The following is a 17,360-nucleotide window of genomic DNA, read 5'->3' as shown; positions in this document are numbered from 1 at the left end:
TTCGGACATCCCTATGCCCGCCTCGATCCAAGACCGCCGCCCCTGGTACCGCCTGCCGGCACGCCTCGCCGCGTGGCTGCTCGTGGCTGGACTGGTGGTCCCGGCGGTCCAGGCCGCGTCGTTCCAGCCGGTCGACTCCATCCGGAACGCGGCGTTGTCGGTTGCCGGCGCCGGCGAGGAGGCCGAGGCCAATCTCGACCCCGCGCTGCGCATGCCGATGTGCAGCCAACCGCTGGAAGCGCGCCGCACCGCGGCCGCCACGGTGGAGGTGGCGTGTCCGTCGGGCTGGCGCCTGTTCGTGCCGGTGCGCGTGCGCCGCAGCCAGACCGTGCTGGTGCTCGCGCGCAGCGTGGCTTCAGGCGAGATGATCACGGCCGATGTCTTTACCACCGAGGCGCGTGACACCACGCGGATCGCCGGCGCCGCGATCGCCGACCCCGCCGAGGCCGTCGGTCGCAGCGCCCGGCGGACCCTGGTCGCCGGCAGTGTGCTGACCGCGGGCGATCTGGTCGCGCCGCGCCTCGTCCGTCGGGGCGACACGATCGCGCTGATCTCGCGCCAGGACGGCATCGAGGTGCGGGTGGCGGGCAAGGCCCTGGCCGATGCCGGCGCGCGCGAACGGGTCAGCGTCGAGAACCTGTCCTCGCGGCGCGTGGTGCAGGGCACGGTGGACGAGGCCGGCGACGTGATCGTCAGCCGGTGACGCCGCGTCCACCCCGGGCCGGCCACCATCGAATCGCCCTCAAGCTTTGTTCCGGCCGGCCGATACCGGCCATGATCCCACTCAAGACACGCGTGTCAGGACCCCCGACATGACCCAGAAGATCGAAGGACCCTCCGCCCCGGTGACCCGTGCGATCAGCCCGGTGGGCAGTGCCCAGGTGGCACGCGCCGGCGACCCGCGCGACAAGGCCATCGAAGCCGCCAACGGCGGCGACAGCCTGCGCCTGACCGGCGAGGCCGCCGGCCTGCAGGCGCTGCAGCGCGACCTGTCGACGCGCCCGGCATTCGACGAGGCCAAGGTGCAGGCCGTGCGCGAGTCGATCGCCGCCGGCACGTATAAGGTCGACGCCGAGGCCATCGCGTCGCGCATGCTCGATCTGGACGCACGGTTGGCCGGCTGATGTCCGACGCGCAGGCCAGCCTCGAGCGTCTGGCGTCCGCGCTCGCCGACGAGCGCGAGGCGCTGATCGCCCACGACGTGGATGCGCTGATGCGCTCCACGCGCGACAAGATCGTCGCGCTGCGCGAGCTTGAGACCTATCCCGACGGCGAACTGTCGGGGCCGCTGGCCGAGCTGGCCGAATTCAACCGGGCCAATGGCGCGCTGCTGGCGCGCCGGCGCCGCGAGGTCAACTGGGCCCTGCGCCATCTGGGCCGCATGGAGAGCGCCCCGGCCTACGACGCCAGCGGTCGCGCCGAGCTGACCAGTCGCCCACGCGAGCTCGCCGTCGCCTGAGGCGACCGCGCCGCCCCTCACGGCTTAGACTTCGGGCTCCACGTTCCCGGATCCCGCCGCCGTGACTCCGCTGTCCCCGCTTTCCGCACCGCCGGCACCGCTGGCCGCACTCGCGCTCGCGCGTCTCGACGAAGGCGTCTGCCTGCACGAGGCCGACGGCCGCCTGATGTACGCCAATCCCTCGGCCGAGGCGCTGCTGCGCCTGCAGCCGCTGTGGGCGGAGGCGGCCGGCCGTCTCGACCGGGTGCTGACGCCCGAAGCCGTGCGCCATGCGCGTGAGCACGCGCAGTGGGACGGCGCAATCACGCTCGCCCCCGGGCGGGCGCTGGATGCGCGGCTGCACTGGCTGGGCGCGGATGTCGGGCGATTCCTGCTGCTGCTCAAGGACGGCGCGCGCAGCGACGACGAGCAGGCGCTGCAACTGCGGCACGAGGAACTCAACGTCCGCTTCAACGCCGCGCAGGAGCAACTGCTGCAGTCCGAGAAGCTCGCCTCGATCGGCCAGCTGGCCGCCGGCGTCGCGCACGAGATCAACAATCCGATCGGCTACGTGCATTCCAACCTCGGCAGCCTGCAGGAATACGTCGGCAACCTGTTCGCGCTGATCGACGTCTACGAGCGCGCGATGCGGGCGCCGGATCCGCATGCGATGCGCTCGGAAGTCGACGCCACCCGCGAACGCCTCGACGTCGACTTCATCAGCCGCGACCTGCCGCAACTGCTGACCGAATCGCGCCAGGGCATCGAGCGCGTGACCGGCATCGTCCGCGACCTGCGCGATTTTTCGCGCTCCGATCGCGAACACGCCTGGCGTCTGGCCGACCTGCACGCGGGCCTCGATTCGACCATCAACATCGTCTGGAACGAGCTGCGCTACAAGGCGACGCTGGAGAAGCACTACGGCACGCTGCCGATGGTCGAATGCCTGCAGTCGGAATTGAACCAGGTCTTCATGAACCTGCTGCTCAATGCAGGCCAGGCGATCGACGGGGAAGGGGTGATCAGCGTGCGCACCGGCCACGATCCGGGCCAGGTGTGGGTCGAGATCGGCGATACTGGCAGCGGCATTCCGTCGGAGATGCTGCAACGGATCTTCGATCCGTTCTTCACCACCAAGGCGGTGGGCAAGGGCACGGGGCTGGGCCTGTCGATCTCCTACGGCATCGTCGCCAAGCACCACGGGCGGATCGAGGTCGACAGTTCGCCGCAGACCGGCAGCCGGTTCCGGGTGGTCCTGCCGGTGCGCCAGCCGCAGCCGGCGCAGGCCTGAGTCACGTCACCGGCGTCTCGCGTCCACGCTGGCTTTCGTAGGTACCGAACGCCTGGCGGATGTGCTCGCGCAGCTTGTTGTCGTCCCAGGGCTTGGTCAGGAAGCGGTAGATCGCGCCGCGGTTGATGGCGTCGGTGACCGTGGCCAGATCGGTGTAGCCCGACAGCACCAGGCGGATGGTGTCGGGGTAGAGCATCTTCACCCGCCCGAGAAACTCGGTGCCGTCCATCTCCGACATGCGCTGGTCGGACAGGATCACCTGCACGTCGTTCGTGGCCAGCAGGCCGAAGGCATCGCGCACGTTGCCGGCCGCGAGGATGCGGTAGCCGTCGCGACGGAACAGCCGCACCAGCGAGCGCAGCACGTTCTGTTCGTCGTCGACCAGCAGCAGCGTGCGGTCGGACTGCGTCGCCGTGAACAGCTCCGGCCGCAGATAGCGCTGGCGCAGCGCCTGGCCGGCGGCTTCGGCGCTCATCGGCTCGCCGAACAGGTAGCCCTGGAAGTAGTCGCAGTCGGCGCGGCGCAGGAACCCGAGCTGGGCTTCGGTCTCGACGCCGTTGGCGATGACCTTCATGCCCAGCTGGTGGCCCATCGCGATCAGCGCGCGGACGATCGCGGTCTCGCGATTGCCCGCAGGCGCGGCGCTGATGAAGCTGCGGTCGATCTTCAGGATGTCGGCCGGATAGCGCACCAGCGCGCTCAGGCTCGCGTCGCCGGTGCCGAAGTTGTCGAGCGTCACCGCGATGCCCTCGTGGCGCAGTACCGAGACGGTGCGGTAGACGACATCGGTGCTGTTGTGGGTGAGCACGCGCTCGTTGAGTTCGAGCACGATCGAGGTCATCGGCAGGCCGGCGTGCTGCATGCGCCCGAGCAGCCGGTCGACGAAGTCCGGCTGCAGCAGCTGCTGCGTGGTCACGTTGATGCCGACGAAGAAATCGTCGAAGCCCTGGTCGCGCCAGGCGCGCACCTGGGCGATCACGCGGTCGAGCATCCAGTCCCCGATCTGCAGGATCACGCCGATGCGCTCGGCGGTCGGCAGGAAACGTTCGGGCAGCAGCAGCCCCAGCACCGGCGACTGCCAGCGCACGAGCGCTTCCATGCCGATCACGCGTCCGTCGCGGGCACTGATCTTGGGTTGGTAGCGCAGGCGGAACTCGCCATTGGGCAGCGCATCGACGATCTGCCGGGCGATCGCACTCTCGCTGTAGGCGCGGTCGCGGACATCGGCGGTGTGCAGCTGCACGGGCTCGTCGACCGCGTGCGAGGCCCGCCGGACCGCGGTCTCGGCCAGCTGCAGCAGGCGGCTCGGATCGTCGCCATGCTGCGGACACAGGCTGACGCCGATCTTGGCTTCGAGGAACAGCGTGTAGGGCAGCACCTCCAGCGGACGCTCGATCTCGGCGATCAGCGTCTCGGCGATCGCCTGGGCGTCCGCCGCGTCGCCACCGGCCTGGAGTGGCACCGCGGCGACGAACTCGTCGCTGCCGTGCCGCCACACCGTGCCGCGGCCCTGCAGCCGGTCCTGCAGACGTAGGCCCACGGCCTCCAGCGCGGCATCGCCGACGTCCATGCCCATGTTCTGGTTGACCGACGCGAAATGGTCGAGGTCGATGTGCAGCAGGACCAGCGGCGTGCCGCTGTGCACCGCCGTCTCGATCATCGCCACCAGCTCGGGATGGGCCGCGCCGAGGCGGGGCACCGCGGGGTGCGGATCGGGGACGGGCATGTGCATCGGGGGATTCTAGCCGCCGGACCCGGACGCGGCCGGCAAGGCCACTGCTTCGGGTGTGTACGGCAGCCAGGCCTCGATGCGCGTGCCGCCGCCGGGCGAAGCCGTCACGTCGAGCCGCCCGCCGGTACCCTGGGCACGTTCGCGCATGATCACCAGACCCAGGCCGCGTGCCGCGCCGGGCGAGAAGCCCGCCCCGTCGTCGTGGACGCTGAGCGCCAGCCCGTCGCCCGCCTCCTCGAGCCGCAACACCACCCGAGCCGCGCGGGCGTGGCGCACGACGTTGGTCAAGGCCTCCTGCGCGATGCGGAAGCAGGCCTGTTCGACCGCCGGGTCCGGACGCCGCGGCAGCGACGCGATCTCCAGCGCCGCCACGATCCCGGCATTGCGCAGCAGACGTTCGGCATGCCAGCGCAGCGCGGCTTCGAGACCCAGCGCATCGAGTTGCGGCGGCCGCAGCAGGATCGAGATGTCGCGCAGCCGTTCCAGCGTGGCGTCGGCCAGCACCAGGATGTCCTCGAGATCGTCGCGCCGGCGCTGGACGTCGTCCTCGTCGAGCGCCGAGCCGGCCGCCATCTTCATCGCGGTCACCGACTGGCCGATGTCGTCGTGGAGCTCACGCGAGATCGCACGCCGCTCGTCCTCCTGCAGCGTGAACACGCGGGCCGCGAGCGCCTGCAGCTCCCGGTTGCCGGCGGCCAGATCGTCGCGCATGCGCTCGGCATCGGTGAGGTCGCGCACGACGAGCAGGGTGCAGGGACGGTCGTCGTGCCGGGTCTGCGCGGCGGTCAGCGCGGCGCGGAACACGGTGCCGTCGCGGCGGCACATGCGCAGTGACGTCGGCGGCGCGTCGGACGTTGCCGGCGCGCGTCGCCAGGCCTCGAGTGTGTCGCGATCGCCGTCGGCGACCAGCTGGCCAGCACCCAGGTCCGCCAGGCTGCCCGGCGCATGGCCGAACATCGCCTCGGCGGCGGGGTTGGCATAGGCCACGCGGTCGTCCACCAGCAGAAGAACGCCATCGGGCAGCAGCCGCATCAGTTCGCGCAGTTCCTGCCCGCGTGCCTGTGCCTGTGCCGGTGCGTGCGTCGCGGCCGCGTCGTCAGAGATGTGCCGCGCGAGGCGCAGGTGCAGCCAGATGGCCAACAGGCCGGTGCCCCCGAGCACCACGCCGGCGAGGACCGGCCACGCCGCCGGTGCATCCGCCGCGCTGCGGTCGAGCAGCCGGAGCGCCACGGCGAAGCCGCCCAGCCCGAGGAGGGCGTGGACCAGCGGCACCTGCCATCGCAGCGCCGCCAGCCGGTGGTGCGGGGTGGAACGGTCCCGATGCGAAACCTCGACGGTGGGGTGTCCGGTCGGCATCCCGGCGGATCTCCTTCCATGCGCGTCGCCGCAGTCTACCCGGGGTGTGAAGACACGGCTCAACTTCAACCCGATCGCGCCGTTAACAATCGGGACGCCCTGCCGGCCACCGGACGCCGGGGCGCACAGACCACGGAGCGAATGCAGCGCAATGGATTCCGGCCTCATCTCGAGCCTTCTCGACCATCCGGTCTCGGACGGTGTGCTGCTGCTCGACCGGGGTGGGCGCTGCCTGGTGGCGAATCCGGCCGCGCGCCGGCGCGGGCTCGACAAGCTGGTCGAACACCATGCCTTGTCGCTGGCCGGCCTCTACGCGCGCCTGCTCGCGGGCGAGCGCGAGCTGCCGTGCGAGCTGCCGGACACCGGCGCGCCGCTGCGCGGCCTGCTGCGCACCGTCGAGATCGACGCCGGCACCCCGGTCGCGTTCTCGCTGAGCATCCGCCTGTCCGAAGACATCGACGACTGGCTCGAAGCCGCGGAATCGGGCGGTCACGCGTTATGGGTGTGGGACCTGCGCCACGACCAGATGCGCGGCTCCGGCGCGTGGATCGAGTGGGTGGGACTGCCGGGCCAGGATGCGCCGTTGCCGTTCCAGAACATCGAACAGCGCATTCATCCCGACGATCGCGTCGCGATGCGGACCGCGCTGGCCGATTACCTCGACGGCACCGCCGCGCACTACCTGTGCGAATACCGCTGCGAGGCCGCCGACGGCACCTGGCGCTGGGTGCGCGACAGCGGACGCATCACCGCGCGTGATGCGCAGGGCCGACCCTCCAAGGTCGCCGGAACGCTGACCTGCATCGACAGCCAGAAAGGGCTGGAACAGACCCTGCGCGAACAGCGCAGCCTGGTCGAGGACACCCAGCGCCTGGCCGGCATGGCCAGCTGGCGCTGGGACCTGGCGAGCGGCCGGGTCGAATCTGCCGACGCGCTGCGCGGCGCCCTGGGCCTCGACGGCGACGCCCGCGTCCGCGCATGGCTGCGACGCTGCCGCCGCGGTGATCGCCCGGTGCTGCGCCGCGCCTGGCGCGACCTGCACGAACAGGGCCGACCCGCCCAGTTCGAACTCGTCGTCGCGGGCGCCGGCGGGCCGCTCCACCTGCAGGTCTGGGCGTCACCCCAGTTCGATGCGATGGGGGCTCCGCGACGCGTGCTGGCCCAGGTCCAGGACGTCACCCGGCAACGTCGTCTCGATGCGGAAGTGCATCGTCGCGGCGCGCTGTTGCGACGCGTGGCCGCGCTCGGCCGCATCGGCGGCTGCGAGATCGACGCCGATACGCGGGTGCTGCACTGGACCGGCGAGTGCGCCGGCCTGCACGGGCGCGAGGACGAATCGCTGCCGCTGGCCGAGCTGCTGCGCCACTACACCACCGAGTCGCGCGAGGCCCTGGAGGCGGCGATGAGCCGCGTCGCCGACGGCGCGCCGGCCGAAACCCTCGAGCTGTGCTTCTACCGGCCCGACGGCGAGCAGATCTGGACCCAGGCGGTCGTGGATTTCGATCGCGATGCCGGCGGGCCGCCACGCTACCTCGTGCTGTTTCGCGATATCTCGGGCGAGCGCGCCGCCACCGAACGCATCGAGCGCCTCGCGCACTTCGACGCGCTCACCGGGCTGCCGAACCGCGCCCGCCTGCGTCACGACGTCGATGCCGCGCTCGCCGGCGGGGCGGGGGTCTATCAGGCACTGCTACTGCTCGACATCTCCGGCTTCGGCGGCATCAACGAGGCACACGGACACGCGGCCGGCGACATCGTGCTGCGCGCGGTCGCCGCGCGCCTGCACATGCTGGTCGACGCGGGTGACCTGTTCGGCCGCATCGGCGCCGACGAGTTCGTCGTGCTGCTGCAGCACGGCGCCGGCCGCGACGACGTGGCCGCGACCGCACAACGCCTCGTGACCGGCCTGTCCGATCCGGTGCCGGCGGCGGGCGAGGTGCTGCGCTTCGGCGTCAGCGCCGGCATCGCGGTGCGCCCGCCTGGCGTCGGATTCGACGAGCTGCTGCGCGCGGCCGGCGTGGCCCTGCACGGCGCGCGTCAGCGCGGCCGCAACCACATCGAGTTCTACAGTCCCGACGCATGGCGCCGGGCACGGCGCCGCCTGGACATCGAACACGCGCTGCGCGGTGCGCTCGAGCACGAGGAATTCTCGCTCGCCTACCAGCCGCAGATCGATCTCGACCAGCAGACCGTCTGCGGCGTCGAAGCCCTGCTGCGCTGGGAACATCCCGCGCTCGGCACCTGCCCGCCGGACGAGTTCATCGAGATCGCCGAATCCACCGGCGACATCGTCGCGATCGGCGAGTGGGTGCTGCGCGAGGCCTGCCGGCAGGCCGCGGCGTGGGATGCCGCCGGGCTTGCGTTCGGCCGGATGTCGGTCAACGTCTCGGCAGTGCAGCTGCGCGATCCGGGCTTCGCCCAGCGCGTGCTGGCCGCCTGCAGTGCGACCGGCTGGCCGCCCGCGCGGCTGGAACTGGAGATCACCGAATCGGCCCTGCTGCTCGACACCGATGCGCTGTGGGCCTGTTTCGGCGTGTTGCAGAGTGCGTGCGTGGGGCTGGCCGTCGATGATTTCGGCACCGGATTCTCCAGTCTCAGCTACCTCAGCCGGTTCCCGGTCGGGCGGCTGAAGATCGACCGCAGCTTCATCGCCGAGCTGGCGGATGCCGATGCCAACGGCCGCGCGGTGGCGGTGACCCGCGCGATCATCCAGCTGGGCACGGCGCTGCGCATGCGGGTGCTGGCCGAGGGCGTGGAATCCGACGCCGACGAGCAGTTGCTCCGCGACTACGGGTGCAACGAAGTGCAGGGCTATCTGTACGCCCGGCCGCTGCCGCCGCGCGAGCTGGTGCGCTGGCTGCAGGGGCAGGTCCAGGCCGTCGCCCAGCAGCATCTCGCGCTGGCCTGAGCCACGCGCCACGCCTTCGATCTCGCTCACGTACGCGACCACGGGCGAAGCGCACGCGCACGACGCTCGGCGTGGCGCCGTGCTGCGCACGTGCCGGCACGCTTGTGGCGGTCGGTGACCATTGGGTCGGGCGCCCCATCTCGATCTTCGTGAGCCGGGCCTTGTGTATGCAGGTCGGCGGCGCGTGCGCGGTTTGCGCGCGAACCCGCAGCGAGCGTGTCCGCACGGCGATGCGCGCTGTGTTCGCGGTTTAGGTGACGCCGGCCGTGGGTACACGCGCGTCCGCGCTGCGACGTCGCGCTGGGCGCGCGCGGAGCGTTGGCCTGCCGCCGGTGAGCTCAGGCGGCGCAGAGAGCGTGGCGTGTTCTCGCAACGTCTCAATCGACGTTCGCCATCCCCTCGCGCGTTGCGATCTGTGGGGGTAGGGCCGCCATCAGCCTGCGCGCGTGGGAATCGGTTGTCGCGCATCGCGCGGCGGCAGTGCCGCACTCGGCGGGTGCTCGCGCCATGTCAGCCCGGCATGTCACCCGAAGGACGAATGGCGCAGGGCGGGTGCGAGAACAGGTTTGAATCCCGGGCAAGGACGCGTTGCCGGCGAGCATCGGACGACGTGTGCGGCACGCGCGCCACGCTGCCTCAGGCGTCCGGCGCACGCACGCTCAGAAGCCGGCCGCGAGATCCCAGGCGATGACCGATTCCACAGCATCCATTCGGGCCGGCGCGCCTGTGCGCTCGCGCGCGTCGGCCGAAGCCAGCAGGCCCTCCAGTTCGAGACGGCCGGCCATTTCCAGACGATCGAGCAGGTCGCCGCCGATGCGGCGCACCGTCGACGGCTCCGGCGGCACGAACGCGCAGGCCCCGGCAGGTGCCGGGGCGTGCGGGGTGTCGCGTGTGGAGCCTCGATCCAAGGCGGGCGGCCGTCAGAAGAGTTCGACGGTGCCGGCGCCCATCGAATCCTGGGTCACCGGCTTGTGCGGCGGCCGCTCCCAGGTCGTCCGCAGGTCGCGCAGACGCTGGCCGATGCGCTGCAGGGCCCGCATCAGTTCCTCGTCGAACACGCCGCCATTGCGGCGCAGCAGGTCCTGCAGATCGATCGCCTCGCGGTTGATCGCGTTGAGACGCTCGAGGTGCGAATGCACGCCGCCGAGCGCCTGGGTGGCGATGTCCTCGAACTGCAGCGCACGCACCGCTTCGCTGACGCTGGCATCGATCGCACGGCCGCAGTCGGAGATCTCGCGCATGCCGTCGCCGAGCGTGCGGTTGATCGTCGCCACCTGTTCCAGCATGCCGGCCGCTTCCGACCGCGCTTCGCGCGAGCGGTCGAGGTCGCGCGAGGCCATGCCCGAGACGGTATCGCGGACCTTGGCGATCGACTCCTTCGAGGAATGCGCCAGCTTGCGGATCTGTTCGTTGAAGGCGGTCGAGCGCTCGGAGAGGTTGCGCACCTCGTCGGCGACGACCGCGAAGCCGCGCCCGGCCTCGCCGGCACGGGCGGCTTCGATCGCGGCGTTGAGCGCCAGCAGGTTGGTCTGGTCGGCGATCGACTTCACATCTTCCAGCAGGGCGAAGATGCCGTCGAGGTGGCCGGCCATCTCGTCGATATGGGTGACCGTCACGCCGCTCTGGCCGCTGACCTGTTCCAGCGCCTCGACCAGCTGTTCCATCCGCTGGCTGGCGTGCTGGGCGAAGCGCGCGACATCCGCGCCGCCCATGCCGTCCTGGTCGCCGGTGCGGTCGAGCAGGCGGCTCATCGCCTGCGACTGCTGGCGGGACTTGCGGTTCATCGCGTCGAAGCTGCTGCCCAGGCCGCTGACGGCCTGGCGGATCAGTTCGCGGGCCCGTTCGACCTCGATGCGCGAGCCTTCGATCTCGGCGCCGACGAACTGGCGCAGTTCGCCCAGCAGTTCGTCCTGCTCCTTCATCGCCCGGGTGTGCTCCGGCGACGGCCGGGTGTCGCGCCGGACCAGCAGGAACGCGGTCGCAATCCAGCTGGCCGTCAGGGTGATCAGGATCGCCCAGCGCACCGGCGCAGCCCAGTCGAGGACGAACGCCAGCGGCAGCAGCAGGGTCAGCGCCAGCGGCGCGGCGAGGCGGATCAGAATGCGTGCGTACATGGGCGCTCTCAGGGGATTTCTCACGTCCCCGGTATCGGCACCCACCCGCGCGGCTTTAGCGCGCCGACGTGCATCCGCTGTTTCGCACGATGCGACCGGTCAGGGCACCATGCGCGCGATCGATTCGAGCATCCGCCCGCGCCCGATCAGCAGCTCCCACTGGGTGCCGCCGAGCTGACGCCACAGCACCGCAGCACGCACGGCCGCGAGCAGCAGCGCCCGGATCTCGGCGACCACGTTGGCCTGGCCGAGGTAGTGCGGCGCGCCCTGGACCATCACCCGCGGACGCAGCTGGCTGATCGTCTCGGCATAGAGCTCACCGAGCGCCTTGAGCACGTCGGGATGCGTGGCGCCGTCGGCCCGGGCCTGGGGTGCGATGCGGTGCAGGCCGTCGCTGACCGCGTCGATCACGTCAGGCTCGGCCGAAAACTTGCGCTCCAGCCGGATCACGGACATCGCGAGCTTGGCGACCCCGTCGTCGGGCTGCTGCCGGGTGAAGATATCGCGCAGCAGGCGCAGACCCGGCTGCAGGCGGGGCACGCCGCCGTAGACATCAGCCACCGAATCGGCATCGATGCGGAAGACACTGCCGATCACCGTCTCGGCGGAATCATTGCGGGACTGGCCCGATTCGGCGGTGGTGCGGACCTGCTGCAGGGCCTGGGCCAGCGCGGCGAGCGCCAGGACCCGGTCGTCGAAAGAATTGCTCATTCGCACAGTTTACCTGCTGCCTGCGGGCGCCGGGCCGGAGGAGCCGGGCGAGCCCCCCGCCGCAGCGCCATCGGTACGCGGCGCATCGGTGGACTCGATGACCGCGCCGCCCAGGCATTCGTCGCCGTCGTACAGCACCAGAGACTGGCCCGGCGTCACCGCCCGCTGCGGGCGTTCGAACCGGACGTCCAGCGTGCCGTCATCGCGCACCGTGACGGTGCAGGACTCGTCCGGCTGGCGGTAGCGGGTCTGCGCCCGGGCATCGAAACGCGAGGCCGGCGGCGTGCCGGCAATCCAGTGCGCCTGGCCGGTGCGGGTCGTCGTCGACATCAGCCACGGGCTGTCACGGACCTGGTCGACGACCAGCACGTTGTCCGCGACCCGCTTGTCGACCACGTACCACGGCGCCGCCGCGAACCCGCGCACGCCGCCCAGTTGCAGACCTTCGCGCTGGCCGAGCGTGAAATAGAACACGCCCGGGTGCGTGCCGACGACGCGCCCGTCGGGCGTGCGGATCTCGCCGTCGCGTGCGGGCAGGTACTGGGCGAGGAAACTGCGGAAATCGCGCTCGCCGATGAAGCAGATGCCGGTCGAATCCTTCTTCTCCGCCGTCTGCAGACCGGCCGCGCGCGCCATGGCCCGCACGTCGGACTTCGGCAGGTCGCCCAGCGGAAACAGCGTCGCCGCCAGCTGGGGCTGGCCGAGCTGGTGCAGGAAATAGCTCTGGTCCTTGCCGGCATCGCGCGCGCGCAGCAGCCGCCATCGCCCGTGGGCGTGGTCGACGCGCGCGTAGTGTCCGGTCGCGATACGCCCGGCGCCCAGCGCCTGGGCCGCGTCGAGAAAATGCTTGAACTTGATCTCGCGGTTGCACAGCACGTCGGGGTTCGGGGTGCGGCCGGCGGCGTACTCCTCGATGAAGTGGGCGAACACGCCGTCCCAGTATTCGCTGGAGAAGTCGCGGAACTGGATCGGAATGCCAAGGCGCCCGGCGACCGCCACCGCGTCGCGCCGGTCGTCCTCGGCACGGCAGTCGCCGCTGCCGTCGTCGGCCCAGTTCTGCATGAAGAGCCCCGCGATCGACACGCCGGCGTCGCGCAGCACCAGCGCCGCGACCGACGAGTCCACGCCGCCCGACAGGCCCACCACGACATCCGGCGGGCTCATGCCACCTGCTGCAACAGCGCCAGCGGAAACCGCTGGCCGGCGAGGCAATCGGCCACCACGGTCCACACCAGCGGACTGCGATGGCGCTCGGCGGCATCGCGCAGATCCGTGGGCGACAGCCAGAGCGCGCGCTCGATCCCGTCGTCGAGTGGCCGCGACGGGTCGTGGGACAGCGGTCGGGCGACGAAGGCGAAGCGGAGGAACTGGCGGCCGCCCTGACCATCGGGACCCGGCGGCGCCGTCCACTGGTAGGCACCGACGAACCCGGTGAGTTCGACATCCCAGCCGGTCTCTTCGCGGGTTTCGCGCACGGCCGCGTCGATCAGCGATTCGTCCGGCTCCAGATGACCCGCCGGCTGGTTGAGCACCAGGCGGCCTTCGACGCGCTCCTCGACGCACAGCACGCGCCCCGCATCGATCACCACCGTCGCCACCGTGACGTCCGGTTGCCAGAACCGGCCTTCGCGCACGGTCACAGCACGTCCTCCCCGGTCAGGCGCTGCTCCATGTCGTCGGCGAGCTGGGCCGCGGCCTCGAGTGCCTGCTCCAGGCGCGTGCCGTCGGCGTCGTCGTGCAGCTTGATGACATAGAACAGCACGTCGCCGGCGATCTCCCACGCGCCGAGGATGTTGGACTGGCTGTCGCGGAGCAGCATGTCGCTGCGTTCGGCGTCGAAGCCCCCCTCGGGCACGCGCGCCGCGGGCGAGAAGACCTCGCGCACCGCGCTGTCGCCGAAGACGTGTGCGCGCCCGGCGACGAACGCCGCCTGCGAACGTCCTTCCTGCTGCCAGGCGAACACCACCCGGTAATCGCCATCGGCGTCGTGCTCGTAGCGGATGCCGCGCGCGTCGAGCCGGGCGGCCAGGGTGTCGTCCGACGCCGCGTGGCCAGCGACGGGCGCCGCTTCGGGCAGGGCCAGACGCAACGCCGGGGCGGGCGGCGCCGCAAGTGCGCCCGCGGACAGGGCCAGCAGCGCGCCGGCAGACACCAGGCGGCGGAGGAGAGACGGCATGCGGACGACCGGGAGCGGGGGATCGCGGCATTCTGACGCCCACCATCCGGAGCGTCCATCCGCGCCCGGCGGGCGGCCCTCTATAATTGCCCGATGAGCCGCAAGCACGACCACGACCATGACCACGGCACTGCCGTGGCGACCAGCCGCCCTGAAGTGGCGCCCCCGCCGCTGTACTCGGTGCTGCTGCTCAACGACGACTACACGCCGATGGACTTCGTCGTCGAGATCCTGATCCGGTTCTTCGCCCTCGACATCGAGCGCGCGACCCAGGTCATGCTGCATGTCCATACCCGCGGGCGCGGGGTCTGCGGCGTCTACAGCCGCGAGGTCGCCGAGTCGAAGGTCGCGCAGGTGAACGAATACGCACGACTCAACCTTCACCCCTTGCTCTGCACGATGGAAAAGGCCTAAACAGGTCCCGGGGCAGGGATGGAAAAACCGGGTTCAGGCCCCCATCCAGGGTTGCAGTATTCCGGAGGCGTCCGCCCCATGTTCAGCAAAGATCTCGAGTTCACCATCGGCCAGTGCTACAAGCGCGCCCGCGAGGCCCGCGACGAGTACATGACCGTCGAACACCTGCTGCTTGCCCTGCTCGATAATCCGTCCGCGGAATCGGTCCTCAAGGCGACCGGTGCCGACTTCGCGCGACTGCGTGCGGATCTGGAACAGGCCATCCTGACCTCGGTCACCAAACTCGCCGACGACGACACGCGCGACACCCAGCCCACGCTTGGGTTCCAGCGCGTGCTGCAGCGGGCCGTCTACCACGTGCAATCCTCCGGCAAGAAAGAGGTCAGCGGCGCGAACGTGCTGGTCGCGATCTTCGGCGAGAAGGATTCGCACGCGGTCTACTACCTCAACCAGCAGGACGTCACCCGTCTCGACGTCGTCAACTACCTGTCGCACGGCATCGCCAAGACCGGCGGCGAAGAAGGCGAAGCCGGCCCCGAAGAGGCCGGCCAGGTGCGCGAGGGCGAAAGCGACGCCAAGGGCGATGCGCTGGCCGAGTACGCGAGCGACCTCAACGCCGCCGCCCGCGACGGCCGTATCGACCCCCTGGTCGGGCGCGCCGAGGAAGTCGAGCGCACGATCCAGGTGCTGTGCCGCCGCCGCAAGAACAATCCGCTCTACGTCGGCGAAGCCGGCGTGGGCAAGACCGCGATCGCCGAAGGTCTGGCCAAGCGCATCGTCGACGGCGAAGTGCCGGAGGTGCTCAGCGAGGCGACGATCTATTCGCTCGACCTCGGTGCGCTGGTCGCCGGCACCAAGTACCGCGGCGATTTCGAGAAGCGCCTGAAGGCGGTGCTGGCCGCGATCAAGAAGCATCCCGGTGCGATCCTGTTCATCGACGAGATCCACACCATCATCGGCGCCGGCTCGGCGTCGGGCGGCACGATGGATGCGTCGAACCTGATCAAGCCGGCGTTGTCGTCGGGCGAACTGCGCTGCATCGGCTCGACCACGTTCCAGGAATACCGCGGCATCTTCGAAAAGGACCGCGCGCTGGCGCGCCGCTTCCAGAAGATCGACATCGTGGAGCCCACGGTCAGCGAGACGTTCCAGATCCTGCTCGGCCTCAAGCCCCGCTACGAAGCGCACCACGACGTCACCTATGCCGACGATGCCCTGCAGGCCGCTGTGGACCTGTCGGTCAAGCACATTGCCGACCGGCTGCTGCCCGACAAGGCGATCGACGTCATCGACGAAGCCGGCGCGCGTCAGCGTCTGTTGCCCGAAGGCGTGCGCAAGGCGCTGATCGACGTCGAGGAGGTCGAAACCATCGTCGCCAAGATGGCGCGCATTCCGGCCAAGCAGGTCAGCGCGACCGACAAGGACGTGCTCGAACATCTCGAGCGCAACCTGAAGATGGTGATCTTCGGACAGGATCCGGCCATCGAAACCCTGACGTCGGCGATCAAGCTCGCGCGCTCGGGCCTCGCCAACCCGGACAAGCCGATCGGCAACTTCCTGTTCGCCGGTCCTACGGGTGTGGGCAAGACCGAGGTCACGCGCCAGCTGGCGCTGCAGCTCGGCATCGAGCTGGTGCGCTTCGACATGTCGGAATACATGGAGTCGCACTCGATCAGCCGGCTGATCGGTGCGCCGCCGGGCTATGTCGGTTTCGACCAGGGCGGTCTGCTGACCGAGAAGATCGTCAAGACGCCGCACTGCGTGCTGCTGCTCGACGAGGTCGAAAAGGCGCATCCGGACATCTTCAACATCCTGCTGCAGGTGATGGACCGCGGCGTGCTGACCGACACCAACGGCCGCGAGGCGAACTTCCGCAACGTGATCCTGGTGATGACGACCAATGCCGGCGCCACCCAGGCCTCGCGTCGCTCGATCGGCTTCATGCGCCAGGACCACAGCAGCGATGCGATGGAAGTGATCCGCAAGTCGTTCTCGCCCGAGTTCCGCAACCGCATCGATGCCATCGTGCAGTTCCAGTCGCTCGGCTTCGATCACATCCTGCGCGTGGTCGACAAGTTCATGATCGAGCTGGAGAGCCAGCTGCACGACAAGAACGTGGCGGTCACTGCATCGCCTGAAGCACGCGACTGGCTGGCCCAGCATGGCTTCGACCCGCAGATGGGTGCCCGGCCGATGGCGCGCGTCATCCAGGACCGCATCAAGCGCCGCCTGGCCGACGAACTGCTGTTCGGCAAGCTGGCCCACGGCGGACGCGTGATCATCGACGTCAAGGACGGCGAGCTGACGGTCGAGACGTTCCCAGAGCCGGAAAAGCTGCTGACGGCGACGGTGGAGTAGGGACCCGGAATCCCGGGCCGCAAGCGAGGCGCCCATGGGCGCCTCGTTCGCAAGGGCGTGTACAGATCACCCGCCAGCAGTGTTCGAACGCGCACGCGCCCGTAGCAGCGCGCTCGCGCGACTTATCGAAAAATCTCCATCGCGCCCGAGGGCGCTCCTCCATGCTCCGGCGCTGCCCAACGACACGCCGGCACCACGCCCCTGTAGGAGCGCGCTCGCGCGCGAAGTACAGCCACGCAATTCCATCGCGCGCGCGGGCTTACCTGCATCTGCACGGAGGCCCACGAAGCACTTCGGCGCGCGCCGGCACCAGCCGATCCAAGGCCAGGCAAGGACGCGGCATCTCGTCGTGAATGGCGAACGCCGTGACGGACGCGGATGCGACCTGCCCCGTACGACCGTCCGGGAACATCCGTCAGCGCACCACCATCCGGCAATGCGCCCGTGCCGCCGCGCGTCGAGTCGATGAAGCGCCATCGTCGGGCAATCGTTCCGTCGACTCCAAACGCAAGAAGGCAGCCAAGAGGCTGCCTTCCGTTCGCTGTCACCGCGATGGGCGCGGCGATCACTTCATGCGGTAGGTGATCCGACCCTTGCTCAGGTCATAGGGCGTCATCTCGACCTTGACCCGGTCGCCGGTCAGGATGCGGATGTAGTTCTTGCGCATCCGTCCGGAGATGTGCGCAATGATTTCGTGGCCGTTCTCGAGCTTCACCCGGAACATGGTGTTCGGAAGCGTCTCGGAAACCGTGCCTTCGAACTCGATGACGTCGTCTTTCGCCATTCGTCTGGAATATCCGTGTCGTGGGAGCGGCGCGGTGCGCGCCAGCAAAGCGGAGCATTCTCGCACGCGCAGGCCGCC

General features: G+C 70.1%; 16 protein-coding genes. 7 read left to right on the top strand and 9 right to left on the bottom strand.

All coding sequences use genetic code 11. The annotated features are described in order from the left end of the window. Positions 1-13 precede the first annotated feature (13 nt). The 4 genes from flgA (at position 14) to ACF3M1_RS08680 (ending at position 2,729) form a co-directional block, all read left to right on the top strand. The gene (flgA, locus tag ACF3M1_RS08695; protein ID WP_394005138.1) at positions 14-703 is read left to right on the top strand and encodes a flagellar basal body P-ring formation chaperone FlgA; all 690 of its coding nucleotides are present in this window, start codon (positions 14-16) and stop codon (positions 701-703) included. A 109-nt stretch (positions 704-812) separates the two neighbouring features. Further along, positions 813-1,124, top strand: coding sequence for a flagellar biosynthesis anti-sigma factor FlgM (flgM, locus tag ACF3M1_RS08690; protein ID WP_394005137.1), 312 nt, complete (start codon positions 813-815; stop codon positions 1,122-1,124). Then, positions 1,124-1,459, top strand: coding sequence for a flagellar protein FlgN (locus ACF3M1_RS08685; RefSeq protein ID WP_394005136.1), 336 nt, complete (start codon positions 1,124-1,126; stop codon positions 1,457-1,459). Before flgM ends, ACF3M1_RS08685 begins: the two co-directional genes overlap by 1 nt. Before the next feature lie 61 nt (positions 1,460-1,520). Next, positions 1,521-2,729: an ATP-binding protein gene (locus ACF3M1_RS08680; RefSeq protein WP_394005135.1), complete on the top strand. Its 1,209-nt coding sequence runs from the start codon at positions 1,521-1,523 to the stop codon at positions 2,727-2,729. 1 nt (position 2,730) lies between these two features. Here the strand turns inward: ACF3M1_RS08680 and ACF3M1_RS08675 are convergent, their stop codons facing one another. Together ACF3M1_RS08675 and ACF3M1_RS08670 are read right to left on the bottom strand one after the other, a co-directional pair. Beyond that, positions 2,731-4,455 (bottom strand): EAL domain-containing protein, encoded by a 1,725-nt coding sequence (locus tag ACF3M1_RS08675; protein ID WP_394005221.1) that lies wholly within the window; start codon positions 4,453-4,455, stop codon positions 2,731-2,733. 15 nt (positions 4,456-4,470) lie between these two features. Next, positions 4,471-5,817 (bottom strand): ATP-binding protein, encoded by a 1,347-nt coding sequence (locus ACF3M1_RS08670; protein ID WP_394005134.1) that lies wholly within the window; start codon positions 5,815-5,817, stop codon positions 4,471-4,473. 151 nt (positions 5,818-5,968) lie between these two features. On the opposite strand from ACF3M1_RS08670, the gene ACF3M1_RS08665 reads away from it, so the two are divergent. Next, on the top strand, positions 5,969-8,725 hold the full coding sequence (locus tag ACF3M1_RS08665; RefSeq protein ID WP_394005133.1) for an EAL domain-containing protein: 2,757 nt from the start codon (positions 5,969-5,971) through the stop codon (positions 8,723-8,725). A gap of 659 nt (positions 8,726-9,384) precedes the next feature. Here ACF3M1_RS08665 and ACF3M1_RS08660 read toward each other — a convergent pair. From ACF3M1_RS08660 to ACF3M1_RS08635, 6 genes are all read right to left on the bottom strand, one after another. Then, positions 9,385-9,633 (bottom strand): hypothetical protein, encoded by a 249-nt coding sequence (locus ACF3M1_RS08660; RefSeq protein WP_394005132.1) that lies wholly within the window; start codon positions 9,631-9,633, stop codon positions 9,385-9,387. A 12-nt stretch (positions 9,634-9,645) separates the two neighbouring features. Beyond that, entirely contained in the window at positions 9,646-10,839 is a 1,194-nt protein-coding gene (locus ACF3M1_RS08655) for a methyl-accepting chemotaxis protein (protein ID WP_394005131.1), read from the bottom strand. 99 nt (positions 10,840-10,938) lie between these two features. Then, complete coding sequence (hflD, locus tag ACF3M1_RS08650; RefSeq protein ID WP_394005130.1) at positions 10,939-11,550, bottom strand: high frequency lysogenization protein HflD; 612 nt, start codon at positions 11,548-11,550, stop codon at positions 10,939-10,941. A 9-nt stretch (positions 11,551-11,559) separates the two neighbouring features. Next, positions 11,560-12,714: a tRNA 2-thiouridine(34) synthase MnmA gene (gene mnmA, locus ACF3M1_RS08645; protein ID WP_394005129.1), complete on the bottom strand. Its 1,155-nt coding sequence runs from the start codon at positions 12,712-12,714 to the stop codon at positions 11,560-11,562. Further along, the gene (locus ACF3M1_RS08640) at positions 12,711-13,190 is read right to left on the bottom strand and encodes an NUDIX hydrolase (protein WP_394005128.1); all 480 of its coding nucleotides are present in this window, start codon (positions 13,188-13,190) and stop codon (positions 12,711-12,713) included. The genes mnmA and ACF3M1_RS08640 overlap by 4 nt, the downstream gene beginning before the upstream one ends. After that, on the bottom strand, positions 13,187-13,726 hold the full coding sequence (locus ACF3M1_RS08635) for a hypothetical protein (protein WP_394005127.1): 540 nt from the start codon (positions 13,724-13,726) through the stop codon (positions 13,187-13,189). Before ACF3M1_RS08635 ends, ACF3M1_RS08640 begins: the two co-directional genes overlap by 4 nt. A 93-nt stretch (positions 13,727-13,819) precedes the next feature. On the opposite strand from ACF3M1_RS08635, the gene clpS reads away from it, so the two are divergent. Both clpS and clpA read left to right on the top strand, forming a co-directional pair. Continuing rightward, complete coding sequence (clpS, locus tag ACF3M1_RS08630; protein WP_096209292.1) at positions 13,820-14,140, top strand: ATP-dependent Clp protease adapter ClpS; 321 nt, start codon at positions 13,820-13,822, stop codon at positions 14,138-14,140. 78 nt (positions 14,141-14,218) lie between these two features. Continuing rightward, positions 14,219-16,498 carry an ATP-dependent Clp protease ATP-binding subunit ClpA gene (clpA, locus tag ACF3M1_RS08625; protein WP_394005126.1) on the top strand — a complete coding sequence of 760 codons (2,280 nt, stop codon included), beginning with the start codon at positions 14,219-14,221 and terminating at the stop codon, positions 16,496-16,498. A gap of 565 nt (positions 16,499-17,063) precedes the next feature. Here the strand turns inward: clpA and infA are convergent. Beyond that, positions 17,064-17,282 (bottom strand): translation initiation factor IF-1, encoded by a 219-nt coding sequence (gene infA / locus ACF3M1_RS08620; RefSeq protein WP_096209290.1) that lies wholly within the window; start codon positions 17,280-17,282, stop codon positions 17,064-17,066. Between the last annotated feature and the right edge of the window lie 78 nt (positions 17,283-17,360).

It is taken from the genome of Luteimonas sp. WGS1318, assembly GCF_043187535.1.
Taxonomy (GTDB): domain Bacteria; phylum Pseudomonadota; class Gammaproteobacteria; order Xanthomonadales; family Xanthomonadaceae; genus Luteimonas.
This window is presented reverse-complemented; position numbering and strand designations above follow the sequence as displayed.

Coding starts and splice junctions, on each gene's coding strand:
- flgM (WP_394005137.1), top strand. CDS start 813: ATGACCCAGAAGATCGAAGGACCCTCCGCCCCGGTGACCCGTGCGATC.
- flgA (WP_394005138.1), top strand. CDS start 14: ATGCCCGCCTCGATCCAAGACCGCCGCCCCTGGTACCGCCTGCCGGCA.
- ACF3M1_RS08675 (WP_394005221.1), bottom strand. CDS start 4,455: ATGCCCGTCCCCGATCCGCACCCCGCGGTGCCCCGCCTCGGCGCGGCC.
- infA (WP_096209290.1), bottom strand. CDS start 17,282: ATGGCGAAAGACGACGTCATCGAGTTCGAAGGCACGGTTTCCGAGACG.
- ACF3M1_RS08635 (WP_394005127.1), bottom strand. CDS start 13,726: ATGCCGTCTCTCCTCCGCCGCCTGGTGTCTGCCGGCGCGCTGCTGGCC.
- mnmA (WP_394005129.1), bottom strand. CDS start 12,714: ATGAGCCCGCCGGATGTCGTGGTGGGCCTGTCGGGCGGCGTGGACTCG.
- hflD (WP_394005130.1), bottom strand. CDS start 11,550: ATGAGCAATTCTTTCGACGACCGGGTCCTGGCGCTCGCCGCGCTGGCC.
- ACF3M1_RS08685 (WP_394005136.1), top strand. CDS start 1,124: ATGTCCGACGCGCAGGCCAGCCTCGAGCGTCTGGCGTCCGCGCTCGCC.
- ACF3M1_RS08665 (WP_394005133.1), top strand. CDS start 5,969: ATGGATTCCGGCCTCATCTCGAGCCTTCTCGACCATCCGGTCTCGGAC.
- clpA (WP_394005126.1), top strand. CDS start 14,219: ATGTTCAGCAAAGATCTCGAGTTCACCATCGGCCAGTGCTACAAGCGC.
- ACF3M1_RS08655 (WP_394005131.1), bottom strand. CDS start 10,839: ATGTACGCACGCATTCTGATCCGCCTCGCCGCGCCGCTGGCGCTGACC.
- ACF3M1_RS08670 (WP_394005134.1), bottom strand. CDS start 5,817: ATGCCGACCGGACACCCCACCGTCGAGGTTTCGCATCGGGACCGTTCC.
- clpS (WP_096209292.1), top strand. CDS start 13,820: ATGAGCCGCAAGCACGACCACGACCATGACCACGGCACTGCCGTGGCG.